At 72.9% G+C, this 24178-nt stretch carries 16 protein-coding genes and 1 pseudogene; 6 read left to right on the top strand and 11 right to left on the bottom strand.

What is annotated here, in order from left to right:
• Window positions 1-52: 52 nt before the first annotated feature.
• Window positions 53-2488 carry an aminopeptidase N gene (gene pepN, locus ACFZDK_RS11320; RefSeq protein WP_390971772.1) on the bottom strand — a complete coding sequence of 812 codons (2436 nt, stop codon included), beginning with the start codon at window positions 2486-2488 and terminating at the stop codon, window positions 53-55.
• Window positions 2489-2684: 196 nt separating this feature from the next.
• Here pepN and ACFZDK_RS11315 point away from each other — a divergent pair, with 196 nt between their 5' ends.
• The gene (locus ACFZDK_RS11315; RefSeq protein ID WP_390971771.1) at window positions 2685-3818 is read left to right on the top strand and encodes an acyl-CoA dehydrogenase family protein; all 1134 of its coding nucleotides are present in this window, start codon (window positions 2685-2687) and stop codon (window positions 3816-3818) included.
• A gap of 136 nt (window positions 3819-3954) precedes the next feature.
• Here the strand turns inward: ACFZDK_RS11315 and ACFZDK_RS11310 are convergent, their stop codons facing one another.
• From ACFZDK_RS11310 to ACFZDK_RS11290, 5 genes are all read right to left on the bottom strand, one after another.
• Window positions 3955-4284, bottom strand: coding sequence for a rhodanese-like domain-containing protein (locus tag ACFZDK_RS11310; protein WP_390972496.1), 330 nt, complete (start codon window positions 4282-4284; stop codon window positions 3955-3957).
• Between the two features lie 39 nt (window positions 4285-4323).
• Window positions 4324-5136, bottom strand: a complete 813-nt coding sequence (locus ACFZDK_RS11305; protein WP_390971770.1) for a hypothetical protein — start codon at window positions 5134-5136, stop codon at window positions 4324-4326.
• A 101-nt stretch (window positions 5137-5237) separates the two neighbouring features.
• Complete coding sequence (locus ACFZDK_RS11300; RefSeq protein WP_390972494.1) at window positions 5238-6635, bottom strand: DUF2252 family protein; 1398 nt, start codon at window positions 6633-6635, stop codon at window positions 5238-5240.
• Between the two features lie 224 nt (window positions 6636-6859).
• The gene (locus tag ACFZDK_RS11295) at window positions 6860-7552 is read right to left on the bottom strand and encodes a response regulator (protein ID WP_390971769.1); all 693 of its coding nucleotides are present in this window, start codon (window positions 7550-7552) and stop codon (window positions 6860-6862) included.
• Window positions 7531-8787 (bottom strand): sensor domain-containing protein, encoded by a 1257-nt coding sequence (locus tag ACFZDK_RS11290; protein ID WP_390972492.1) that lies wholly within the window; start codon window positions 8785-8787, stop codon window positions 7531-7533. The genes ACFZDK_RS11295 and ACFZDK_RS11290 overlap by 22 nt, the downstream gene beginning before the upstream one ends.
• A gap of 223 nt (window positions 8788-9010) precedes the next feature.
• Between ACFZDK_RS11290 and ACFZDK_RS11285 the strand changes: the two genes are divergently transcribed.
• The 3 genes from ACFZDK_RS11285 (at window position 9011) to ACFZDK_RS11275 (ending at window position 14774) form a co-directional block, all read left to right on the top strand.
• Window positions 9011-9817 carry an ATP-binding cassette domain-containing protein gene (locus ACFZDK_RS11285; protein WP_390971768.1) on the top strand — a complete coding sequence of 269 codons (807 nt, stop codon included), beginning with the start codon at window positions 9011-9013 and terminating at the stop codon, window positions 9815-9817.
• The gene (locus ACFZDK_RS11280) at window positions 9811-12279 is read left to right on the top strand and encodes an FtsX-like permease family protein (RefSeq protein WP_390971767.1); all 2469 of its coding nucleotides are present in this window, start codon (window positions 9811-9813) and stop codon (window positions 12277-12279) included. Before ACFZDK_RS11285 ends, ACFZDK_RS11280 begins: the two co-directional genes overlap by 7 nt.
• A gap of 227 nt (window positions 12280-12506) precedes the next feature.
• Entirely contained in the window at window positions 12507-14774 is a 2268-nt protein-coding gene (locus tag ACFZDK_RS11275; RefSeq protein WP_390971766.1) for a SpoIIE family protein phosphatase, read from the top strand.
• 29 nt (window positions 14775-14803) lie between these two features.
• Here the strand turns inward: ACFZDK_RS11275 and ACFZDK_RS11270 are convergent, their stop codons facing one another.
• The gene (locus ACFZDK_RS11270) at window positions 14804-15736 is read right to left on the bottom strand and encodes an NAD(P)H-binding protein (protein WP_390971765.1); all 933 of its coding nucleotides are present in this window, start codon (window positions 15734-15736) and stop codon (window positions 14804-14806) included.
• A gap of 256 nt (window positions 15737-15992) precedes the next feature.
• On the opposite strand from ACFZDK_RS11270, the pseudogene ACFZDK_RS11265 reads away from it, so the two are divergent.
• Window positions 15993-16541, top strand: a pseudogene (locus ACFZDK_RS11265) (hypothetical protein); the annotation flags it as partial.
• Between the two features lie 85 nt (window positions 16542-16626).
• Here ACFZDK_RS11265 and ACFZDK_RS11260 read toward each other — a convergent pair.
• From ACFZDK_RS11260 to ACFZDK_RS11245, 4 genes are all read right to left on the bottom strand, one after another.
• Complete coding sequence (locus ACFZDK_RS11260; RefSeq protein ID WP_390972539.1) at window positions 16627-17334, bottom strand: hypothetical protein; 708 nt, start codon at window positions 17332-17334, stop codon at window positions 16627-16629.
• A gap of 358 nt (window positions 17335-17692) precedes the next feature.
• The gene (locus tag ACFZDK_RS11255; protein WP_390971764.1) at window positions 17693-18343 is read right to left on the bottom strand and encodes a TetR family transcriptional regulator; all 651 of its coding nucleotides are present in this window, start codon (window positions 18341-18343) and stop codon (window positions 17693-17695) included.
• A gap of 108 nt (window positions 18344-18451) precedes the next feature.
• Window positions 18452-19498 (bottom strand): zinc-binding dehydrogenase, encoded by a 1047-nt coding sequence (locus ACFZDK_RS11250; RefSeq protein ID WP_390971763.1) that lies wholly within the window; start codon window positions 19496-19498, stop codon window positions 18452-18454.
• 157 nt (window positions 19499-19655) lie between these two features.
• Window positions 19656-22877, bottom strand: coding sequence for a cytochrome P450 (locus tag ACFZDK_RS11245; protein WP_390971762.1), 3222 nt, complete (start codon window positions 22875-22877; stop codon window positions 19656-19658).
• A 253-nt stretch (window positions 22878-23130) separates the two neighbouring features.
• On the opposite strand from ACFZDK_RS11245, the gene ACFZDK_RS11240 reads away from it, so the two are divergent.
• Window positions 23131-23760, top strand: a complete 630-nt coding sequence (locus ACFZDK_RS11240) for a TetR family transcriptional regulator (protein WP_390971761.1) — start codon at window positions 23131-23133, stop codon at window positions 23758-23760.
• Window positions 23761-24178: the final 418 nt, after the last annotated feature.

The following is a 24178-nucleotide window of genomic DNA, read 5'->3' as shown; positions in this document are numbered from 1 at the left end:
GGGGGAGCCGGGCTCGGCCGCTGAGCCGGCGCGGGTCTCCCCCTCGCCGGGGTCAGGCGCCCGCGGCCCGGGCGCCGAGCATGCGCAGGACGGCGTCCGAGCGCTCCAGGAGGGTGTTGCGGACCACGGGGGCCACGTCCTGGGCCGCCCGCCGGGCCTCCTCGACGAACTCGGGCCCGATCGCGTACGGCGGGAAGAGCTGGGAGGTGTACACCATCGCCGGGATCATGCCGCCCTGCTCCAGCTGGGGAATCGCGTCCAGGTAGCGCTCGGCGTAGGGGGCCAGCAGGGCGTCCTGGCCGGGGCGCCAGAAGGCGGCCGCCACCGGGCCGACCGACTGGACGGGCACCGTGCGGTCCACGACCAGCCGCTGCCAGGTCTCCGCCTTCGCGTCCGGATCGGGCAGGGCGGCCCGGACGGTGAGGGCGCGGACCCAGGCGTCGGGGTCGGGGTCGCGTTCGAGCAGGGCGGCTGACTCGGCGCTGATGTCGGCGCCGAGTTCGGCCTCGCGGGCCAGCGCGCGCCAGCCCAGGTCGACGTCGTCGCCGGCCTGCTCGCGCAGCCAGGCCAGGTCCTCGGCGCCGGTCGCCGTGCGGGCGAGGCCGCGCAGGGCGACCTGGCGGCGGCCCGGGTCGGCGGCGAGCCGGCGGCAGACCGCGGCCACGGCCTCGGTCAGCGCGGGGCGCTCGGCGGCCGGGGCCCAGAGTTCGGCGATGTTGGTGACGAGGGTGAGGTAGGGCTCGATCACGGCGTCGGACGTCTCGGCGGCCAGGAGCTCGGTGAGGCTCCGTCCGGCCTCGGCCGCCGTGGCCTCGCCCGCCGTGAGCATGTCCCAGACGGTGGCGGCGGCCACGCCCCGGGAGATGGCGGTGGGCAGCCGGGACGCCGTGCGGAAGAGGGTGTCGCGGGCGGCGGGGTCCGGGCGGGTGGTGGCGAAGGTGAGGTCGTCGTCGTTGATCAGGAGGAGGTCGGCAGTGGTGGGAAGGCCGGTGACCGGGGTGCGGGGCTCGGTGACCTCGACGCGGACCAGGGCGGTGCGCTCCAGGGCGTCGTCGGCGCGGTCGTAGGCGCCGACCGCCAGTACCTGCGGGCGCGGGGTGCCGTCGGCGACCAGGGTGACGGTGTCGCCGTCCTGCTCCAGGGTGAAGCGGTCGGTGCCGGCGGTCTCCAGCCAGGCCTTCCGCCAGGTGGCCAGGTCGCGGTCGCCGGCCTCGGCGAGGGCGTCGGTCAGGTCCTGGAGGGTGGTGGTGCCCCAGGCGTGGCGGGCGAAGTAGGCGGCCATGCCGGTCCGGAAACGGTCCTCGCCCACATAGGTCATGAGCTGCTGGAGGACGGAGGCGCCCTTGGGGTAGGTGATGTTGTCGAAGATCGACGCGGCCTGGGCCACGTCGTGGATGGGCTGGTGGATCGGGTGCGAGACCGGGCCCTGGTCGGAGAGGTAGGCCTTGAGCTTGCCCCCCGCGAGATGGCTCGCCCAGGCGTCGGTGTAGCGGGTGGCGTCCTCGGCGGCCCAGTGGCAGGCGAACTCGGCGAAGGCCTCGTTCAGCCAGAGGTCGTCCCACCAGCGCATGGTGACGATGTTGCCGAACCACATGTGCGCCATCTCGTGCAGCAGCACCAGCGCGAGCAGCTCACGCTCGGCGTGGGTCGGCGTGGCCCGCCGCAGGAACGCGTCCGACCAGGTCACACAGCCGTAGTTCTCCATCGCGCCGCCGAACTCCGGCATGAACACCTGGTCGTACTTGCGCTGCGGGAACGGCATCGCGAAAGCCTCGGCGAAGAAGGCGAGGCCCTGGGAGGTGAGGGTGAAGATCTCGTCGGCGTCGCGTTCCAGGACCTCGGCGAGCGAGCGCCGGGCGAAGATGCCGAGGTCGTGGCCGTCGGTCTCGCGGCGGAGCTCGTGGAAGGGGCCCGCGTTGACGACCGTGTTGTACACGGACAGCGGCGGGGTGTCCGGGAAGGTCCAGCGGCGGGCGGCGCCCTGCTCCTCGACGCGGGCGTCACCGGAGTTGCTGAGGACGGTCCAGGCGGCCGGGGCGGTGACGGTGAAGGCGTGCGGCGCCTTGAGGTCGGGCTGGTCGAAGCAGGCCCAGACGAAGCGGGCCTCGTCGGGTTCGAAGCTGGTCCAGACGTACACCTCGCCGTCGGCGGGGTCGACGGCCTTGTGCACACCCTCGCCGGTGGCGGTGTCGGCCTGGACGCTCTCGACGCGCAGCACGTTGTGCGCGGCCAGGCCGGGCAGCGGGATCCGGCCGTCGTCGGAGGGGGTGAGGGGGGTGCCGTTCAGGGTGGCGGCGCGGACCTCGGCCGCGCAGTCGACGAAGGTCTCCGCGCCCGGCTCCCGGCAGGTGAAGGTCACCGTGGAGACACAGCGGACCTCCGGGCCCCCGGGCAGGGCGGTGAGGTCGATGTCCACGTCGTACCGCTCGACCGCGATCAGTGCGGACCGGCGTTCGGCTTCCGTGCGGGTCAGGCTTCGGATCCCCATGTGTCCTCCCTCGTGTGTCCGTCCCCCATCGGCAGACAGCGGGCGTCAGCCTACGACGGAAAGAGCTGGTGATCGCAGATGTTTTCGGTTCCCTTCTTCTAGAACCTGTTCTATCTTGACGGACCGTCAGATCGGCCGTCGGGTCGACTGCCGGATCGACCGTCAGATCACCGGATCCGCCGGAAGGAACAGGACCGTGGACTTCACCTTCACCGAGGAGCAGTTGGCGGCGGCCGAGGCGGCGCGCGGGGTGTTCGCCGGGGTGGCGCCGGACGCGGTGCCCAGCCCGGCGCTGACCACCGGCGCCGTGGCCGAGGGCTTCGACCGGGAACTGTGGGACCGGCTGGCGGGCGCGGACCTGCTGAGCCTGCTGCCGGCCGAGGAGTACGGCGGGGCCGGCCTGGACGCCGTCGCGCTCTGCCTGGTGCTGCGGGAGTCGGCGAAAGTGCTGGCCCGGGTGCCGCTGCTGGAGACCAGCGCGGCCATGGCCGTCGTACAGGCCTATGGGGACGAGGAGTTGAGGGACCGGCTGCTGGCGCGGGCGGGGCGGGGCGAGCTGGTGCTGACCGTCGCAGCGAGCGGGCGCACCGGGCACGGCCCGGCCGAGCTGGCGGTCACCGCACGGCAGGACGGGGAGACGTGGGTGCTGGACGGGGTGCAGACGGCGGTGCCGTGGGCGTACGACGCCGATCTCGTCCTCGTCCCTGCGCACACGGAGGCCGACCGGAGTGTGCTGGCGCTGGTGGCGCCGGGGAGCGAGGGGGTCGCGCTCGCCGAGCAGGTGTCGACCAGCGGGGAACGGTTCGGTGAGCTGCGGCTGGAGTCGGCGAGGGTCGCGGGACGGGACGTGGTCACGGCGGAGGGGGCCTGGGAGTGGCTGCGGGAGCTGCTCGCGACCGGGACATGTGCGCTGGCGCTCGGGCTGGGCGAGCGGGTGTTGCGGCTGACCAGCGAGTACACCGGGAAGCGGGAGCAGTTCGGGTACCCGGTCGCCACGTTCCAGGCGGTGGCCGTGCAGGCCGCCGACCGGTACATCGACCTGCGGGCCATGGAGGCGACGCTGTGGCAGGCGGCGTGGCGGATCGCGTCGGGGGCGGCGGGGGCGCTGCCGACGGCCGGGGATGTGGCGGTGGCGAAGATCTGGGCGGCGGAGGGGGTGCGGCGGGTGGTGCAGACGGCGCAGCATCTGCACGGGGGGTTCGGGGCCGACACGGAGTACGTGCTGCACCGGTATCACGCCTGGGCGAAGCAGATCGAGCTGGCGCTCGGGGGGGCGGGGGCGTATGAGGAGGCGTTGGGGGACTTGCTCGCTGCGCATCCCCTGGGATAGGGGCGATGGAGGATCGGGGGTGTTCGGTCGTGCGGGATCTGCCGGCCGGTGGGGGCTGGTCGCGCAGTTCCCCGCGCCCCTTTCGGGGCGCTGCAGGACGGGGTGCTGAAGGGCGGGGCGCTGCAGTGCGGGGGCGTTAGAGGACGAAGCCGTCTTCGCCTGCGTCCGTTACGACGGCTCGGCCCGCTGCCTGCCATACCTGCATGCCGCCGTCGACGTTCACGGCGTCGATGCCCTGCTGGACCAGGTACATCGTGACCTGGGCCGAGCGGCCGCCGGAGCGGCAGATGACGTTGACGCGGGCGTCCTGGGGAGCGGCCTCGGTGAACTCGCCGTAGCGGGCCATGAACTCGCTGATCGGGATGTGCAGGGCACCGGCGGCGTGGCCCGCCTGCCACTCGTCGTCCTCGCGGACGTCCAGCAGGAAGTCGCCGTCCTTGAGGTCCGCGACCTCGACCGTGGGCACACGCGCTGCGAAGTTCATGTCTCCGACGCTACCCGACGGCTACTCCTGGGCGAGCAGCGCGGCCAGCTCCGCCTCCCGCTCGGCCACGTCCTTGTGGAGCTTCTCGCCGATCTCGTCGAGGAGGGCGTCAGGGTCGTCGGGGGCGAGCCGGAGCAGGCCGGCGATGGGGCCGTTCTCCAGTTCCTTGGCGACCAGGGTGAGGAGTTCCTTGCGCTGGGCGAGCCATTCGAGGCGGGCGTACAGCTCCTCGGCACGGCTCGGCTTGCGCTCGGGCGGGACCGGTCCGGCCGCCCACTCCTCGGCCAGCTCCCGCAGCAGGGTCTCGTCACCGCGGGCGTAGGCCGCGTTGACCCGGCTGAGGAACTCCTCGCGCCGCTGCTGCTCGGCCTCCTCCTGCGCCAGGTCGGGGTGGGCCTTGCGGGCCAGCTCGCGGTAGAGCCGGCGGGCCTCCTCGCTGGGCCGTACCCGCTGCGGGGGCCGCACCTCCTGCTCGGTGAGCATGGCCACGGCCTCCGGGAACAGGCCGTCGCTGTCCATCCAGCCGTGCAGCAGTTCCTCGACGCCGGGGATGGGCATGACCCGGGCCCGGGCCTCCTCGGCGGCACGGATGTCCTCGGGGTCGCCGCTGCGGGCGGCCTTCGCCTCGGCGATCCGCGCGTCCAGCTCCTCGAGGCGGAGGTAGAAGGGGCCGAGCTTCTGCTCGTGCAGGCGAGAGAAGTTCTCGACCTCCACACGGAAGGTCTCGACCGCGATCTCGTACTCGATCAAGGCCTGCTCGGCGGCCCGTACGGCGCGCTCCAGGCGTTCCTCGGGCCGCGGTGCCTGGGACTGCTCAGCTTCCGGGGTCGTCACCCGACCAGACTAGGGGGTGTCGTCGTCCTCGGTGGCCGGGACCCACTCGGTGACCAGGTCCGGGCAGGCCCCGACCAGGTCCTCGACGCCTGCGACGTACCTCACACCCCGAGCTCGGCCGCGATCCGTCCCGCCCGCACGGCGGTCACCAGTTCCTCGTGGTCCGCCTCGGTGCGGTCGGCGTAGGCCACCGCGAACGCGGCGATCGCCTCGTCCAGCTCCTCGTTCTTGCCGCAGTAGCCGGCGATCAGGCGCGGGTCGGCGCTGTGTGAGTGGGCGCGGGCCAGCAGGGCGCCGGTCATCCGGCCGTAGTCGTCGATCTGGTCGGGGGAGAGCGCGGCCGGGTCGACGCTGCCCTTGCGGTTGCGGAACTGGCGGACCTGGAAGGGCCGGCCCTCCACCGTCGTCCAGCCGAGCAGGATGTCGCTGACCACCTGCATCCGCTTCTGGCCGAGGACCACGCGGCGGCCCTCGTGGTCCACGGCCGGCGCGTCGAAGCCGGCCGTCGCCAGGTGCGGGACCAGCGCGGACGGGCGGGCCTCCTTGACCTGCAGGATCAGCGGCTCGCCGCGGTGGTCGAGGAGCAGCACGACGTACGAGCGGGTGCCGACGCTGCCGGTGCCGACGATCCGGAAGGCGACGTCGTGCGGGGTGTGCCGGGCGAGCAGCGGGTGGCGGTCCTCGGAGAGGGTGGTGACGTAGTGCTCCAGGGCCGCGGTGACCGCCTTCGCCTCCACGTCCGCGACCCGGCGCAGCACCGGTGCGGCGTCGACGAAGCGGCGGCCGCCGTCCTCGGTGGGCTCGGTGGAGCGGGCCGCGAACCGGCCGCTGGTGTTGGCCCGGGCCTTCTCCGAGACCCGGCGCAGGGTGCCGATCATGTCGTGGGCGTCGGAGTGGGAGACCAGCTCCTCGTCCGCGATGGCGTTCCACGCGTCCAGCACCGGGAGCCGGGCCAGCAGCCGCATCGTGCGGCGGTAGGCGCCGGCCGCGTCACCCGCCGCCTTGCGGCACATGTCCTCGTCGGCGCCCGCCTCCCGGCCGGCCAGCACCAGGGAGGCGGCGAGCCGCTTGAGGTCCCACTCCCAGGGGCCCAGCACCGTCTCGTCGAAGTCGTTCAGGTCGATGACCAGGTCGCCGCGCGGGTCGCCGTACAGACCGAAGTTGGCCGCGTGGGCGTCGCCGCATATCTGGGTGGCGATCCTGGTCATCGGAGTGCGAGCCAGGTCGTGCGCCATCAGTCCGGCCGAGCCGCGCAGGAACGCGAAGGGGCCGGCCGCCATCCTGCCGACCCGTATCGGGATCAGCTCCGGGATGCGGTCCCGGTTGGACTCCTCGACGGCGCTCACCGCGTCGGGCCGGGAGCCGTCCAGGTCCAGGGCGTCATGCGCCGCGCGCGGCACGGCCGCACGCAGGGCCTTGCCCTCCTCCTTGGGGGAACCCTGCGACGGCCACTGCGCGAAGCCCTTCGGCGAGGGCAGGGTGCGCGCCCCGGCCGTCATCGGCTCTTCCCATCCGGTCACGTCGACCGCCTCCCCCGCACTCCGCACAACATCAACTCGTGGAGACGGTACAGGTGGGGGCCGGAACACGTCAGACCCTGTGGACAACTTCGGGGGGATTTGGGTGGGGTGGTCGGCCGTCGTCGTATGTCTGCGCGAGCAACCACCACGCACCCGCGGCCGAAACTCCACACAACGCCCCCCGATGAAACAACCAAGAGACCTCACGCCCGCAGATACGCCAGTACCGCCAGCACCCTGCGATGCGTCTCCTCGGCCGGCGGCAGATCCAGCTTCGCCAGGATCGCCCCGATGTGTTTGCCCACCGCCGCCTCGGAGACCACCAGTTCCCGCGCGATCGCCCCGTTCGACTTCCCCTCGGCGACCAGCGCCAGCACCTCCCGCTCGCGCGGCGACAACCGCTCCAGCGGATCCCGCCGCCGGCGCAGCAGCTGCCGTACGACCTCGGGGTCGACCACCGTCCCCCCGTCGGCCACCTCGCCCAACGCCCGGACGAACTCGGCCACCTGCCCCACCCGGTCCTTGAGCAGGTACCCGACGCCCGTGCCGTCCCCGGAGTCGAGGAGGTCGGCCGCGTAACTGCGCTGGACGTACTGGCTGAGGACGAGGATCGGCAACGTCGGCCGCGCCGCGCGCAACCGCACCGCGGCGCGCAGGCCCTCGTCCTGGAAGCCGGGCGGCATCCGCACGTCCGTCACGACGACGTCGGGCGCGTGCTCCTCGACCGCCGCGACCAGCGCCTCCGCGTCGCCGACGGCCGCGACCACCTCGTGCCCGAACCGGGCCAGCAGCCCGACGATCCCCTCGCGCAGCAGCACGCTGTCCTCGGCGAGGACCACGCGCAGCGCGCGGCCGGTCGGCGAAGGCGAAGGCGTCAGGGACTGCACGGACCGCACGGCAACTCCACACGCAGCAGGGTCGGTCCGCCCGGCGGACTGGACAGGGAGAGTCTCCCATCGAGCACCGACACCCGGTCCGCGAGCCCGGTCAGCCCGCTGCCCGCCGTGGCGTCCGCGCCGCCCCGCCCGTCGTCGCGCACCTCCAGGAACAGCAGGCCGTCCCGGTGCCCGCCGGTCACCTCGGCGCGGCCCGCGCCACTGTGCCGGTCGACGTTGGCGAGCGCCTCGCGCACCACGAAGTACGCGGCCGCCTCCACGGACCGCGGCAGCCGCACCGGGAGCCGGAAGGAGACGTCCACGGGAACGGCCGTGCGGTCCGCCGCGTCGGCCACGGCCGCCTCCAGACCGTGGTCGGCGAGCACCCGGGGATGGATGCCGCGGACGATCTCGCGCAGCTCGGCGAGCGCCTCCCCCACCTCCCGCTGGGCCTTGGCGAGCTGGTCGGCGAACGGGCCCGGCGGGGCGTCCAGAAGAGCCAGGCCCAGCGTCATCGACAGGGCGACCAGGCGCTGTTGTGCCCCGTCGTGCAGATCGCGCTCGATACGCCGCCGCTCCGCCTCGAACGCGTCCACCAACCGGGCCCGGGATCGCGCCAGTTCGACCACCCGCGCCCCCAACTCGGCCTCGCGCGGCGCGATCAGCAGCCGGGTCAGCCCGGCCCGCGCACCGGCCGCCACGCCCAGCGCGTAGCCCCCGAGGGCCAGCAGCAGGACCCCGGCCACCGCCACCCCGAGGGCGGCCGGCCAGCCGGTGACCGTCCACACCTTCAGCACCTTCGTCTCCCGGCCGTCGCCCGCCGTGGCCAGCAGCAGCGGGGCGGCGGCCAGCGACAGCGGGCAGACCAGGGCGAGGAGCACAGCAAGGGCGTCCACCGGCCAGAGCAGGCCCGCGAACAGGAGTGCATGACCGAGTTCGCGCCAGGTCGCGCGCTCCCGCAGCCGGGTCGTGAGCCATGCGCGCAGTCCGGGCGCGGAGGGGCGCACGTGCGGGTCGTACAGCCGCTCCCGGTCGACCAGCCGCAGCCGGTGCCGTTCGACCCAGGCCACCGGAAGGCCCGCGAGCGCCGTGAGAAGCAGCAGCGGCAACCCGACGAGGACGACGGCGAGCACCCCGCCGGCCGTGACCGCGGCGACCAGCCCCACGAGGAGTACGGCACCGGTCACCGCCCCCGTCAGCAGGTAGCCGGCGGCCCGCCACGGCCACGGGGAGAGCAGGAAGCCGGGCCCGGCCATGGCCTGCCAGACGCTGCGGGGAGGGGGCTGCATGCCGGTCACCGTAGGCGGCGGGCCCATGCCCCGGCCATCCGTCCAGCCTCCGCTGCGGGGGTATGCCTGGCCCTACCCCAGGTCTCGGTCCTGCCGCACTGCGCCGCCCACGCCCCGGACGGTTTCGTGGAGCCAACGCCCGCATCGCTGACAACCATCGCCGACCACCGGGGAAACGAGGCCAGGTTCCATGTCCACCCTCAGCTTGCGCTCCGTCAGCAGACGGCACGGCTCCGGAGCCGGCGCCGTCACCGCCCTCGACCGGGTCTCCCTGACCTTCCCCGAGGGCACCTTCACCGCCGTCATGGGCCCGTCCGGCTCCGGCAAGTCGACCCTCCTGCAGTGCGCCGCCGGGCTCGACCGGCCCACCTCCGGGTCGGTCCGGCTGGCCGGGACCGAGCTGACCGGGCTGAGCGAGAAGCGGCTGACCCTGCTGCGCCGGGAGCGCGTCGGGTTCGTCTTCCAGGCGTACAACCTGCTGCCCTCGCTCACCGCCGAGCAGAACGTGGCGCTGCCGCTGCGGCTGGCGGGCAGGCGGGTGCCGAGGTCCCGGGTCCGCGAGGTGCTCGGCCAGGTCGGTCTCGCCGACCGCGCCCGGCACCGGCCGGCCGAGCTGTCCGGCGGTCAGCAGCAGCGGGTGGCGCTGGCCCGCGCCCTGATCACCCGCCCCGAGGTGCTGTTCGGCGACGAACCGACCGGCGCCCTGGACTCCCGGACCGGCCGCGAGGTGCTCACGCTGCTGCGGAACATGGTCGACGGCGAGGGCCGGACGACCGTCATGGTCACCCACGACCCGGTCGCCGCCTCCTACGCCGACCGCGTGGTCTTCCTGGTCGACGGCCGGGTCGACGGCGAACTCACGGGCGCGCACCCCGACGCCATCGCCACCGCCATGACCAGGCTGGAGACCGCCCCCGGCCCCAACCCGAAGGCCCAGCACAGGCCGAAGACCCAGCCCAAGCCCAAGGCCAACCCCGAGGCGGCCCGCCCGTGCTGAGCGTCGCCCTCCACACCCTGCGCACCCGCTGGACCGGCTTCGCCGGCAGCTTCGTCGCGCTCGCGCTCGGCGTCGCCCTGCTCACCGTGATGGGCCTGGCGCTCGCCGCCACGCTGGACGCCCCGGACCGCGCCCCGGAGCGGTTCGCCGCCGCTCCCCTCGTCGTCAGGGGTGCCGACACCCTGCGGGTCGCCACCCCGATCGGCGACCGCACCCAGCCGCTGGCCGAGCCGCGCGCCCTGCCCGCCGCCGCCGTCGCCGCGCTGCGGAGGCTCGGCACGGTCACCCCCGACCGCTCCTTCACCGTACGGGTGCCGGGCGGGCCCGGTGATCTGGTCGCTCACCCCTGGTCGGTGGCCGCGTTCGCGCCGTACGGGATCGCCTCGGGGCGGGCGCCCCGCACCGCCGACGAGGTCGTCGTCAGCGGGAGCTGGACACGGGCCGGCCGGCGTCTGCGCACGGACCACGGCAGCGTCACGGTCGTCGGCACCGTCACGGACCGAGGCTTCGAGCACGCCGTCTTCTACACCGACGCCCGGGCCGCCCGGCTGGCGCCCCGAAGCACCCAGCTGGTGGTCGACGCGGACGTGACGGCCGTACGGAACGCGGTGCGGGACGTCCCGGGCGTACGGGTCCTCACGGGGGACGGCCGCCGCTACGCCGATCCGGACCCCGACCGCGACCGTGCCGCGCTGACGGCGCTGAACGCCCTGTTCGGCACGGCCGGCGGGGTCACCGCGTTCGTGTCGGTGTTCGTGGTGGCGTCGACGTTCGCCTTCGCGGTCGCCCAGCGCCGCCGCGAGTTCGGCCTGCTGCGCACCGCCGGGGCGACGCCCGGGCAGCTGCGCCGGACGGTGCTCGCCGAGGCCCTGCTGGTCGGGGTGGTCGCCTCGGCGGCGGGCTGTGTGCTCGGCGGGTACGGCGCCCCCCTCCTCGTCCGCCGGACGGTGGACAGCGGTCTCGCCCCGGCCTGGTTCCGGATCGGCGCCCACGCCCGGCCGTATGCCCAGCTGGGTTGGCAGTCCGCCTGGCCGTACTACGCCGCCTTCGCGACCGGGCTGGTGGTCGCCCTGTGCGGAGCGCTCGCCGCGTCCCGGCGGGCGGGCCGGACCGGACCGGTGGCGGCGCTGCACGAGGCGGACGTGGACAACAGGCCCATGACCCGGTCCCGTTGGCTGTTCGGCACCGGTCTGCTGCTGACCGCGGCCGTCCTGCTGTTCCTGGGCACCCCGGGCGACCTGCTGCACCGCAAGACCTATGTGAGCCGGCCCATGCTCCTGATCACCGCGGTCGCCCTGCTCGCGCCCGTCGTGGTCCGCCCGCTGACCCGGCTGCTCACCTGGGTCCCGGCGCAACTCCCGGGCGCCGGCGGTCTGCTGGTGCGGGAGCACGCGGCCGCCGCGGTCCGTCGTACGGCGGCCGTCGCGGCACCCGTGCTGGTCACCGTCGCCCTCACGGGCTCGCTGCTCGGCACCACCGCGACCCTGAACGCGGCCCGGGCCGCCGAGGTCCGCGACCGCACCGCCGCCGCCTTCGTCGTCACGCCCCCGGGCGGGGACGGGTTCGACGCGGGGACGCTGCGGGCGCTGCGCGCGGTGCCCGGTGCCGAGATGTCCGCGAGTGCGCGGAGCGCCGTGTACGTCCTGGAGGACGGGGTCGCCCTGATCAGGTCCGAGGCCAGGGCCGCCGATCCCGCCGCGCTGGCCGCCACCGCCCGCCTCCCGCTCGCCGCCGGCCGGACCGCCGACCTCGACGACGGTTCGATCATCGTCAACGAGGAGTGGGAGCGGCACACCGTCGGCCGGAAGGTGCGGGTGTGGCTGGGCGACGGCACGGAGCGGACCCTGCGCATCGCCGCCGTGCTGCGGACCGGCACCGGCGACAACGGGGTGTACGTCACCCCGGCCAACGGGGCCGGCGCGGCCGTGGACCGGGTCGACGTGGCCCTGCGGGACGGCGCGGACCCGGCCGCGGTGGCCGCCGGGCTGCGCGCGGCGCTCGGCGAGCGGGGCGGCCGGGTCCGTACCGCGGACCGGTGGATCGCGGCGGTCTCTCCGGGGACCGACCGCACCACCCGCCTCGGCTTCCTCCTCGTCCTCGGCATCGCGCTCCTCTACACCGGGATCTCCCTGGTCAACACGATGGTGATGGCCACCGCCGACCGGACCCGCGAGCTGGCCCTGCTCCGGCTGGCCGGCGCCACCCGCGGGCAGGCGCTGCGGCTGGTCGGCGCCGAGGCCCTCACGGTGGTCGCGGTGGGGGCGCTGCTGGGCCTGCTGGTCGCCGGCCTGGACCTGGCGGGCGTCGCGGCGGCGCTGCGCCTCCAGTCGGCGCCTGCGCCGGTCCGGCTCCCCTGGCCGGCCCTCGGCTCGGCCGTCACCGCCTGCGCGCTCCTCGCCGTGACGGCCGCGGTCGTCCCGGCCGCCCGCACCCTGCGCCGCAGCGCACCGGCCCCCGGTTGACCCGCCGGGTCGCCTCCTCTGTCACTTCTGTTTCTTTCTGTTCCTTCTGCCGCCGACTCTGCTCCTTCTGTTGCCGGCTCTGTTCCTTCCGCTGTCGACGTCACCTGTTGCCGACGCCACCGACCGGGAGCGCACTATAGGGAGGAATAAGGAGGAAGCGGACACGGTCGTGGACGGTCGCCGGAGGGCTCCTGTCCGGGGACGTGGCCCCTGTGGAGGTGTTTGCCATGCCCAGCGACGGCGCGTTCATGCTGGTCGGCGACAACGGGCGGGTGGTCGAGTGGTCCGCCTCCGCCGAGGAGGCCTTCGGCTGGTCGCCGCAGGAGGTCGTGGGCAGGCGCATCGGCGAGCTGGTACGCGAGGGCGACGGCGCGGCCGGGATGGCGGCGCTCCGCGCGTCGGCGGTGGGCCTGGCCGTACGGCCGGTGCTCACCGGTTCCGCGCTGGTGTGGGAGGTGCACGCGGCGGACGGCGTCGACTGCGGGTGGACCCCGGCCGTCCTGGAGGCCCTGGCCGGCTGCTCGCCGATGATCTTGCACGTCCTCGACCGGGACCTGCGCATCGTCCGCACGGGCGGCGAGTGCGGGCGGGAGCGGGAGCGTCCGGACACCCCGCTCGGCGGGCTGTTCCCCGACGCCTACGATCTCGCCGCCCCCGAGGAGGAGGACGCGGCCGCCCGCCGGGTCCTGGCGACCGGGCGACCGGAGCTCGACCGCATCGTGCGGACCCGGTCGCCCGGCGGTTCCGGGCCGAGGCACTACTCCGTCTCCTACATCCGCCTGGAGGACGCCCGCCGGGACGTCATGGGGCTGATCGTCCTCGCCCTCGACGTCACCGACCGCATGCAGGCCATGCAGCGCCTGGAGATCCTGGAGGCGGTGCGCGGCAGCGTCGGCGAGCACCTGGACGTGATCGCCGTGTGCGAGGCGCTGATCGACGCGGTCGTGCCCGCGTTCTGCGGGATCGCGGTGGTCGAGGTGATCGAGGACGTCGTACGGGGCGACACCCCGCCCCTGGCACCCGTCGACGGCGATGTGCCGCTGCTGCGCGCCGCCTTCCGCGGGGTGGTGTCGGCCCATCCCGTGGGCGGGGTGAGCAGGCTGCCCGACGGCACCCCGTTCGCCCGGGTGCTGGCCGATCTGCGGCCGCGGCTGGTCCCCGTGGACCGGGACAGTCCGTGGATGTCGGCCGACCCGGCCCGGGCGGCGGCCATCGAGCAGTCGGCCGTGCACTCCCTGATCGTCGCCCCGCTCGCGCTGCGCGGTCAGGCCATGGGCGTGGTGAGTTTCTACCGGCACGGCACGGAGGAGCGCTTCGAGGAGGGCGACATCGCGCTCACCGCGGACGTGTGCGCCCACGCCGCGCTGTGCCTCGACAACGCACGCCGTTTCACGCGGGAGCGCACCATCGCCGCCACCATGAAGCGCCGGCTGCTGCCGCAACAGCCCCGGGAAACCTCGGCGGTCGACCTCGCGCGTCTGCACATCCCCGGGCCCGGCGGGGGCGGCGCCTGGTCCGACGTCATCGAGCTGGCCGGCGCCCGGACCGCCCTGGTCCTCGGCGACGTCGCCGGCCGGGGGGTCGCCACGGCCACCACCATGGGCCAACTGCGCACCGTGATCCAGTCCTTGGCCGCCCTGGACCTGGAACCGGACGAGATGATGGCCCGGCTGAGCGACACCGCCGCCCGCCTCGCGGCCGAACGCGCAGCCCTCCCGGCCGGCGACAGCCTGCACGCCGAGCCGCTCACCGCCGGCTGCCTGATCGCGGTGTACGACGCGCTGGCGCAGCGCTGCACGATCGTGCGGGCCGGGCTGTCGGACCCGTACGCCGTCTATCCGGGCGGCCGGGCCGCCGTGGTGTCCGTCCCGGAGGGCCCGGTCCTCGCCGGCGGCGGGCACGCCCCGTTCCCCGCGACCACGGTCGAGCTCCCCGAGGGCAGCCTCCTCGCGCTCGGCAACGAGGACCTGCTGGCGCCGTCGGGGCAGGTGCGCTCCCTGCTCACCGAAGCGGCGGCCGACGGGTCCCTGGACCAGGTGTGCGACTCGATCGCGTACGCGCTGCGGGACCACCGCGAGACGGAGAAGATCCTGCTGCTGGCCAGGGCCAAGGCGTTCCCCGCCGACCGGGTGCTGGTGCTGCCGCTGCCCGCGGAGAGCCGGGCGGCCCCGCTCGCCCGTGCCGCCACCCGCCGGCAGCTCGCGGCCTGGGACCTCGGGGAGGAGGACGCCTTCACCGCGGAGCTCATCGTCAGCGAACTCGTCGGGAACGCGATCCGCCACGGCGTCCCGCCGCTGCGGCTGCGTCTCGTCCTGGACCACCATCTGACCTGCGAGGTCAGCGACGCGGCGGAGTGCGCCCCGCACCTCAAGCACGCGCGCACCATCGACGAGGACGGCCGCGGCCTGTTCATCATCGCCAGCCTCGCCGACGCCTGGGGCACCCGCTACAACGGCGAGGGCAAGACGGTCTGGGCCCAGCGGTGCCCGAGCTGACCGCGGCGGTGTTCTGACGGCAGGCGGCTTCAGCGGGTGAACAGCCCGGGGTTCTCGCGGACGAACTCGGCCACTCCCGCGGCGGGCCGCCCGGTGATCTCCGCCATGCCGTCCGCCTGGCGGTCGTAGCGGCCGGCCGCGTGCAGGCGGGCCATGGTGGAGATGTGCTGGAGGACGTGGTCCGGCAGTCCCAGCGCCCCGAGATCGCCGTCGAGCCATTCCTGCAACGGGACGTCGGTGTGGCCGACCGCGCGGTGCAGGGCGTCGGAGATCTCCGCGGCCAGAGCGGCGGCGTCCTGAGACCGGGGGCCGGTCAGCTCGTAGGTCCGGCCGATGTGCCGGGCCGGATCGGCCAGGATCTCCTCGACGGCCGCGGCGACGTCACCGGCCGCGATCGGGGAGGTCCTCGCCCCGCCGAAGGGCCACCTGAGGGTGCCGTCCTCGGCGATCGACGAGAACACGGCCCGGAAGAGCGGGTTCTCCAGGAAGACGGTGGGCCTGACCTCGACCACGGGCAGGCCCGACCAGTCGAGAACCTGCTCGACCAGCCACTGCTGACGATGCTGACGCGACTCGGAGCCGCTGGTGGCGTCCATCTCGGAGACGGTCAGCTGCGACATGTTCACGAACACCTCCAGCCCTCCGTAGGCGCGCGCGACCGTCGCCGTGGTCACGGCGGCCGTCAGGTACTCCGCGGACACGGCCATGCCGAAGTACATCCGGCCGCAGCCGTCGAGGGCGTCGGCGACATCACGGGGCCGCGTCAGATCGCCGACCACGACGTCGGCACCCGTCGCGCGCAGTGCCCGGGCCCGGTCGTCGTCCCGGCGCACCAGAGCACGGACCGGCAGACCCCGCCGCCGTAGACCTCGGACCACGGTCCTGCCCACGGCCCCGACACTGCCCGCGGCACCGGTCACCAGCACGGGCCGCATGCCGGCTTCGGGGCTGCAGTCGTCCATGGGGGCAGCCTGCGACCCGTACGACCGGGTCGCAACCGGAGTGACGCCGGCCCCGGCGAAGCCTGCCGCATCCGCCGAGACCGGGCCTGCACGATCTTCGCGAGCATCCCCGGCGTCCGCGGTGTCTCGGGCGTGACCCGTCCTCCTACGTCGCGGATCACCGCCGCCGCGCCCGCCGGACGCTGGGGATACCCAGGACCGGCCCCACCCGTGAGATGGCTCACGGGCCAGGGCGGTCATCCGGCCCGACCGGGCTGTGGTCAGGCGGGGCGGGGCTGTAGGGCGACAGGCGTCATCCCGCTCGCCGCCACGGCGTTTTCCCGGAGCGCGGCAACCTTTGAGTTCCCTGTGGCGACCGGAGAGAGCAAGTTCAGTTCGACCATGGGGAACCGATGACGAATTCGACCACAGAGCGACAGCTCGCTCAGCACCGCCGCTGTCCCGGCTCGCGGGCAACCGCGCCTACGGGGTCGACGCCGCGCTGAACGCACACTTCTCCCAGGGCGCGCCGTGGCGCATCCAGGTCATCACCCACGACACACCGCTTCTCGCACCCGCGACCGGGACCACCGACGCCTTCACCGTGCCCGCCCGGTTCCGCGGCGACCGACTGGCGACGATGGAGGCCAAGTACGCAGACGGAAGCAACGCCGGGGCGGGCGCCTGGACCCCGTACAAGGAGTTCAACAAGTCCTTCGAACCGGACTACGCCAAGGACACCATCAAGCTCACGCCCGACTTCTTCAAGGAAGTCGGTGACGGCCGACCGGTGACGCTCACCTTCCACTTCTGGAGCGGTGCCTCAGTGACCTACCCACCAAGGCGCCGGAGGCCCTGGGCAGGGAAAGTCTGGAACACGGAAGCCGATGAGGACGGCGTGAAGCCGGCCTCTAGCGCTTCACGCCGGTGTCGCCGTCATCGTCCGGTGAGTCCCGCTGGTTCCGCTCGCCGGTGGCGGACGCGTCCCCATGCTCCTCCTCCAACAGCTCCACCAGCGCAGCGTCTGCTCTCTTCCGGTCCTCCTTCGTCAGTTCGATCGGCGCGTTGTTGTAGACGGTGTAGCGATCCGGATCGACGATGTTGGCGGCCCGCAGGGTGAACGTCAGCAGGCGGCGCCACCCCTTGCGGTGGCCGACCCTCGCTTGCAGCTGGACCTTGTAGTCACGGGCTTCCGGCATCAACCCGGAGAAGGGTGCCTCGAACTCGATGAAGAGTTGTCGCGCTTCTCTGCCGGGAACGACGAAGCCGGCCGGCAGCTTCGCGTCCTCGTCCGGCCCCGGCTGGAGCCGGGACGGTGAGGACACCCACAGCAGCGGCAGGTGAGAAGCGGGCTCGTCAGGGAAGGTCAGGAGGAGGTCCTGTACGACGATCGGTTTGGGGCCGGTGTTGTGAAGGACGAGCGGGAGTCGCAGGCGGGCCGTGGAAGAACTGACGATCGCTGCGAAGGCATGAGGCTCCCACGTCTTCAGGCGCCCTTGTCTGGCGTTGAGCCACCAGAACGACGCGACGGTGAAGAGCAATGCGCAGGCCGACACCACACCGGCGCCTGTGAGAGATGAGGACGCGGCCTGATCGGCCGCGGCCATCAGCGGAACCACACATTCAGTTTGCCAGCGCCGGCTTGGGCTCGCTAACAGAACTGAGGGGCCTCCGCCGCCGACGCGCAGCAGCCGCCGAGCAGGAGCGTCCTGCGTGTCACCCCGTCACGAGCCGACACCGGCAAGGAGCACGTGATATCAGGCGACCAGGGCCGCACGCCGCGGGGAGGAGTTCGGGCGTCCCGTCCCCTTGCGCACGTGGGTGATCACAGCACCGGTGATCAGCGTCAGGAGGTCGGCATCGCGTCGGCCGCTTCACCTGCGGCAACGCGACCACCACCCTGTCCGGCCTGGGCGGCACCCTGCTGTCCCTCCCGGCTGCGCATGCTCGGCCTCGCTGCGGACGACGCCCATGAGGTCACCCGGCGCCCGCTGCCCGGTCTCGCCTGACGACGTCCTGCACCTGAAGCGCGGCCGCCTGTGGTGCCACGCCGGCGGCTACGAGGAACGCGGTGGCCGCGGCCTCACCCGTGGGGTCCGCCCAGGTGCTCGCGGCGTTCTCCTCGGCGAGGGCCAGCATCAGTGCTTCCAGCGCCTGGGCGAGGACGGGTGCCGGCACATGGCCTGCGAACACGCCTTGGTGTTGACCGCGTCGTATGTGCGCGATGGCCTCTTCGCGGGCCGGTGCCAGGGTGGCGCGGATGGCTGCCTCTCCCCGATGGCGGCGCCCCAGGGAGATGAGCATGCGGTACTGGTCACCCACCGCCCATGCCGCCAGCACCATGCGCGCCATCGCCTCGACAGGATCGGCATCCGGGATGCGCACTGCGGCGAACGCCTGCTGGAGCGCTTGTCCTGCTTCCTGCGTCAGGTCGGCGACCAGCGCTTCCCGGCTGGGGAAGTGTCCGTAGACGGTGCGCCGGGTGACGCCGGCGGCCTTGGCGATGCTGCCGAGACTCGTGTCCGGGTCGTCCCGCAGTTGCTGCCGGGCGGTCGCGAGGATGCGTCTGTGGTTGGAGTGAGCATCCCTGCGCTGCGGAGTGCGGCGCGGGCGGTCGGTCGTCTGCATGGCTCCCTCTCCTCACGGTTGCCGGAAAACCGTGGGCACCGGTGCTCCCTCAAGCACCGGCGCCCACTCACCCCTGCCCCAGGTGGCTCGGTGTCCTGCTGACAGGCGTCAGGGGACGAGGATGAGGCGGATCGGGTCGCCGATCTTGTTCTCGAGACGGCTGACCGCGTCGGCCGCGTCGATGAGCGGGATGTGATCCGTGATGGAGGGGGCCAGGTCGAGGCGGCCGGCCGCGGTCAGCCGCACGAGCTCGGAGACCGACTCCGGGGTGCCGCCGTAGTGACCGCGTACCTGCTTCTGCAGGTAGTTGAAGGTCAGCCCCTCGGTGATGGTGAGCGGCCTGGGGGTGATGCCCACCAGGATCAGGGAGCCGCCCAGGCCGAGCACGGAGGCGGCCTGCCCACGGACGGCGGGTACGCCGGCGCAGTCGAAGGCGAAGTCCAGGCCCCGTCCGTCGGTCGCCGCGCGGACCTGGTCGGCGAAGTCGGGGTCGGCCGGGTCCAGGGCGTGGTCCGCGCCGAAGGCGAGGGCGCGCTCGCGGGCGCTGGGCAGTGGGTCGACGGCGATGATCGGTGCGGCGCCGACCATGCGGGCGAGGCGTACGTTGTGGGCGCCGACGCCGCCCACGCCCCAGACGCCGACGGACTGGGCGGGACGGACGCCCGCGGTGGTGACGACGGCGGCGTAGGGGGTGGAGACCGCGTCGGGGATGATCGCGGCCTGGTCGAAGGGGAGGCTGTCGGGGATGGGGATGAGGGTGTCCTCGCGGGCGATCACGTACTCGGCCCAGCCGCCGTCGTAGTCGATGCCGGCGGTGAGCATCTGGGTGCAGGGACGGCGGCGCACGCATCCGGCGCACCTGCCGCAGGTCTTGCCGGCCTCCAGGGTGACGCCGGTGCCGATGGTCAGGCCGCGCTTGAGGTCGGGGCCGAGGGTGTGGACCACCCCGGCGACCTCGTGGCCGACGGTGACGGTGTCGGAGGTGGCGAACAGCGGGACGAGGGAGCCGTCGAGGAGGTGGACGTCCGACAGGCAGACGCCCGCGGCCTTCACCTCGATGAGGACCTCGCCCGGGCCCGGTGCGGGGATGGGGACCTCCTCCACGGCGAACTTCTTGCTGTCCAGGTGGAAGCGTCCGGCGAGCATGGTGTCCATGACGATCTGCTTTCTGTGAGCGGCACCCGACGGGTTTCGGGCCGATGGGCGCCATGGGCTCTGGATGGCTTGTGGTGGCCGGGAGGCGTACGGCCGGCAGCGGGATGCCGCACGCCTCCCGGCGGCTGGTGTCACGCGCCTTGACGGCGTGCGAGGGTCAGGCGAAGACGTCCTGCTGGTAGCGCTCGTCGGCTTCGAGTCGGGCGAGCCACTGCTGGGCGGTCTCGTCGTCGCTGCCGGTCTGCCGACGGTGGATGGCGGCGAGGGCCTCGCGAACGGCGGGGGCCATGCGGCGGCCGTCACCGCAGACGTAGATGTACGCGCCGTCCTCGATGGCCTGCCACACCGTGTCGGCTGCGTTGGCGATGGCGTTCTGCACGAACCGGGCCGGGTGGCCGGTCACCGCGGAGAACGCGGTGTGGATCTGGGCGATCCCGGCCTGCTCCCAGTCCTGCATCTGCTGACGGTAGAAGTAGTCGTGCTCCGGGTGGCGGCAGCCGACGAAGACCTGCGACAGGCCGACCTCGGTGCCGCCCGCGTGCTGCCAGGCCCGCTCCTCCAGGAAGCCGCGCAGCGGCGCGATGCCGGTGCCGGGGCCGATCAGGATCATCGGAGTGGCAGGGTCGGCGGGAGGGGCGAACGTCGGGGAGGGCACGCGGACGTAGCCATAGACGACGTCTCCGGGTTCGAGGCCGGCGATGTAGGAGGAGCAGGTGCCGCGGTACTGGCCGTCGCCGGACAGGGCCGGGCCCTCCAGGAGGCCGACGGTCAGGCGCACGTGGCGCGGGTTGGCCGACGGGGCGGAGGAGATGGAGTAGAAGCGCGGCCGGATCGGGCCCGTCATCTCCAGGAACACCGCCAGCGGCAGCTCGACCGCCGGGAAGCGCTCCAGCAGGCCCAGCACCGAGACCCGCTTGCCGAGGATCTCCTTGCTGTAGCGCTCCTCGGCCTCCTGCGTGTCGGCGGTGTACGCCTGGAGTTGCGGCCGGGTCCACGGGCACTGGGTGTACTCGGCCAGGGTCTGGATCTGGGAGCGGGTGGCGACGTCCTGCAGTTCCAGGAACTCGGTGAGCAGGATGCCGGCGGTGACCGGGGTGCCGACCGGCAGGTGGGTGCGGCCGCCGCCGGGCTGGTCGAGCCGGAGCACCTGGTCGTACTCGACACCGAGCCGCCTCAGTGCGCGTTCCACCAGGGGGAGTTCGTTCTTGGCGAAGACGGCCAGGTGGTTGCCGGTGTCGTAGGTGACGCCGGCGGGCAGCTCGACGGTGATGGACTTCGCGGACGGGCGCGGCGGCTCGATGCTGAAGTCCCACAGGCCGGTCGCGTCGGCCACGAGTTCCTCGTTGGCCACCACCGTGAGCGGGTACGCCTGCTCGGAGACGATGGCGGGGCGTACGTCGGACTCGGTGAGCAGCTGGACCTGGTAGCGCGGGCCGCTCGCCTCGGAGGTGTCGGCGGCGTACTCCTCGGCCAGCGTGGACCACAGAGTGTCCATCCAACGGGTGGCCATGCCGTCGAAGTCACCGGCGGCGTCCGCGATGCCGCGCTCGACGACCGGGGTGGCGCCGGCGGCCAGCAGACCTTCCTCGATCCGCTTGGGGAACGCCTGGAAGGTCGCCACCCACTGGGTGTTGCCGGCACCCAGCAGCGCGAACCGCACATTCGACAGCGCACCTTCCGGCAGGCCGGCGGCCAGCAGGTCGTCGAAGCGCTGGGCGTTGTCCGGCGCCTTGCCGTTGTAGCTGGCGGCGACGACGGCGAGCAGGCCCTCGGTGGGCAGGTTGTCGCCCAGCTCGTCCAGGCTCATCAGCGTGGTGCCGAAGCCGGAGCGCTCACCGCGGTCGGCGATGGTGCGCGCCAAGTCCTCGCAGGAGCCGAGGCTGGAGCCGTAGGCGACGGTCAGGTTCACACCGACGCCGCTGACCGCTGTCTGCGCCTGCGTGTCGCCGGTCTGCGGGTCGGTGGCGCCGAAGACGGTCCGCTGGTGCTCCTGACGCCTGCGGACGACCAGGTGGAAGTCGCCGGGCTTGCGCGTGAGCGCCTCGCGCACGTCCATCTTGTAGTCGGTGGTGTCGGAGAACCTGAACTTCTGCAGCACCAGCGCCAGCGCCAGGCGGGCCTCGGTGAGCGCGAACTGGCGGCCGATGCAGGCACGCACACCGTTGCCGAACGGCTTGTAGGCGTGCGGGTGCTGCTCGGCGCGGTTCTCCGGCAGCCACCGGTCGATGTCGAACTCCTCCGGCCGGTCCCACGCCTTGGAGTGGGAGTGCAGGGCGCCCATGAGGATGTTGGCCCTGGTTCCCTTCTTCAGCTCGTACCGGTCGCCGATGACGGTGTCGTCGATGGGCGCCTTGGCGATCAGCGGGATGGGAGCCCACAGGCGCAGGGTCTCCTCCAGGATCCGCGGGATCACGTCGAGCTGCATGATCGTGTCGTAGTCCGGAACCGTGTCACCGGGCAGCAGGCGGTCGACCTCGGCGTATGCCTGCGCCAGGACGTGCGGGTTGCGCATCAGCGAGTACGTGGCGAACGACAACAGGCCACTGGTGGTCTCGTGACCGGCGATCAGGAAGGTGACCACCTGGTCGCGGACGTTGTCGTCGGCCAGCAGCTTGCCCGTCTCCGGGTCGGTGGCCTCCAGCATCAGGCCGAGCAGGTCCTCCTCGCCGGTGCCCTTCCCCTCGCGGCGCTCCTTGATCACGCTCTCGACCAGGTCGCGCATCAGCTGGATGTTCTCGCGGTACTTCCTGTCGTCCGCCTTGCGCAGCCTGGTCATCATCGGCAGCTCCTGGGAGCGCCGCATCGACTCGATCAGCGCCTCCAGCAGCGAGTTGAGGAACGGGTGCAGCTCCTCCTTGTCGAAGGACCGGAAGCGGTAGCCGAAACCGGACAGGGCGATGGTGTCCAGGGTGAGCCGGGTGTAGTCGTCGGTGACGGCGACCGGCCGGCCCTCCCGGCTCTCCCACTTGCCGACCAGGTTCTGGGCGATCTCCAGCATCTGACCGAAGTAGGTCTTCATGGCCCGCTGGCTGAAGGCCGGCAGCAGGATCCGGTGGGCCATGGCCCATTCCTCTTCGTGCTGGTGGGCCGTGAACAGGCCCGCCCCCGTGTAGTCCCGCACATGGCTCAGCGGCGTCTTGTCGATCTGCTTGAAGAACCGCGTCTCGTCGCAGACCTCGGCCACCAGGTCCGGGTCGTAGACGAAGACCTGCTCGATGCCTGCGATGTCCATGCCGTAGATGCCCTCGGGGAACTGCTTGGACAGCTCGTTGAAGTACTCCACCGGGTTGGTGTCGGGGATCTGCGGCGTGTGGCCGAGCAGGGGGATCCCGCGCGGGGACCGGATGGGGCGAAGGTCGTTCGCGGAGTGCGTGGTCATGGCTTGCTCCTCTGCGTGGAGGGGGTGGAGCGGATGGGCAAGGGCGCGTTGCGCTGGTCAATGCCGCGGCGCCGGAAAGAAACATACGCCGTATGGAATTGGTACCGTACGTCGTATGGAAACCTGAGGCAACCCCCGACCGCCGTACGGGCAGCGTGATGCAGGTCATTTCCATACGATGTATGAAACTGGTACCGTACGGGGTATGGAAAACAAGGTGAGGCGTCCCCCTCGGGGTACGAGGAAGAGGGATGTGCCTCTGACCGAGGCCGGGATCTATGCCGCCGCCCTGCGGCTCATCGACGCGGACGGAGTCGAGGCGCTCACCATGCGCAAACTCGCGACCGAGCTCGATGCGAACCCGATGTCGCTGTATCACCACGTGCCGAACAAGGAAGCCGTGCTGCGCGGCGTGGCGAGAACGGTCGGCGCCCAGTTCCGCACCGTGACGCTTCAGGACGCTCCCTGGCAGGAACGCATCCGCCTGCTCGCCACGGACTTCCGGACCCTGGCGCACCGCCACCCGAAGCTGATGGCTTACTCCTTCGGTCAGCCGGACTTCATCCAGCCCGACGACCCGTTCTGGTCCGCGCTCACCGCGATCGTGAACGCAACCGGGGTGTCGCAGCCGGAGGTCCCGGAGATCGCCGCTCTCATGGTCGCCGTCGTCGTCGGCGTCCTGAGCGCCGAACTCAACGGCTCGCTCCAGCAGTGGGCGAGCCTCCAGCCCCCTGGGATCGCTGCCGGCACGGACGAGGCCCCGCTCGCAGACCGTGCAGGCTCTGACCAGGACCGTATGTTCCGGCTGGTGATCGACACGCTCATCACGGGACTGGAGGGCCGGTTCGCCGCCGGTCGTAGCGGCCGGGGCGCCGGTCGCTGAGCCCGTGGTCCCAGGGCGTTGCGGCCTGGGCGCGTCCGTGGTCGGGCGAGTTCCGGCCGCGATGCCCTGCTGCGACGCACGGGAAGCAACCGATCCCCTCCGGAAAGGCCATCCCGATGCGGCCGCTGCCGGAGCGCGGTGTGTCGCGGCTGGGCCGGGCGACTGGTCTGCGGCCCAAGACCGCGCTCAGCGCCCCTCCTGGCGACCTCTGTGCCGAGGCTGGTCCTGCTGTCGGCAGGACCAGCCGACTTGGTGGTATGCGACGTCGGCCGAATCAGCCCCTTCTCATGACCCTGCGCCGGCCGCTGGAGTCCGGCCTCGCCTACCAGCACATGAAGGCTCTCGCACTGCCCTTCGAAGTGCGCCCCGCCTGGCAGGACACCGCGTATCCCTGACCGTCGGCGCAGGCTCTGCTCCG

The organism is Streptomyces sp. NPDC007901 (assembly GCF_042959465.1).
In the GTDB taxonomy this organism is placed as follows: Bacteria; Actinomycetota; Actinomycetes; order Streptomycetales; family Streptomycetaceae; genus Streptomyces.
This window is presented reverse-complemented; position numbering and strand designations above follow the sequence as displayed.

Excerpts from the sequence above, each read along its gene's own strand:
- ACFZDK_RS11285 (WP_390971768.1), top strand. The coding sequence starts at position 9,011 with ATGTCCACCCTCAGCTTGCGCTCCGTCAGCAGACGGCACGGCTCCGGA.
- ACFZDK_RS11250 (WP_390971763.1), bottom strand. The coding sequence starts at position 19,498 with ATGGACACCATGCTCGCCGGACGCTTCCACCTGGACAGCAAGAAGTTC.
- ACFZDK_RS11290 (WP_390972492.1), bottom strand. The coding sequence starts at position 8,787 with ATGGCCGGGCCCGGCTTCCTGCTCTCCCCGTGGCCGTGGCGGGCCGCC.
- pepN (WP_390971772.1), bottom strand. The coding sequence starts at position 2,488 with ATGGGGATCCGAAGCCTGACCCGCACGGAAGCCGAACGCCGGTCCGCA.
- ACFZDK_RS11275 (WP_390971766.1), top strand. The coding sequence starts at position 12,507 with ATGCCCAGCGACGGCGCGTTCATGCTGGTCGGCGACAACGGGCGGGTG.
- ACFZDK_RS11245 (WP_390971762.1), bottom strand. The coding sequence starts at position 22,877 with ATGACCACGCACTCCGCGAACGACCTTCGCCCCATCCGGTCCCCGCGC.
- ACFZDK_RS11300 (WP_390972494.1), bottom strand. The coding sequence starts at position 6,635 with ATGACGGCCGGGGCGCGCACCCTGCCCTCGCCGAAGGGCTTCGCGCAG.
- ACFZDK_RS11270 (WP_390971765.1), bottom strand. The coding sequence starts at position 15,736 with ATGGACGACTGCAGCCCCGAAGCCGGCATGCGGCCCGTGCTGGTGACC.
- ACFZDK_RS11255 (WP_390971764.1), bottom strand. The coding sequence starts at position 18,343 with ATGCAGACGACCGACCGCCCGCGCCGCACTCCGCAGCGCAGGGATGCT.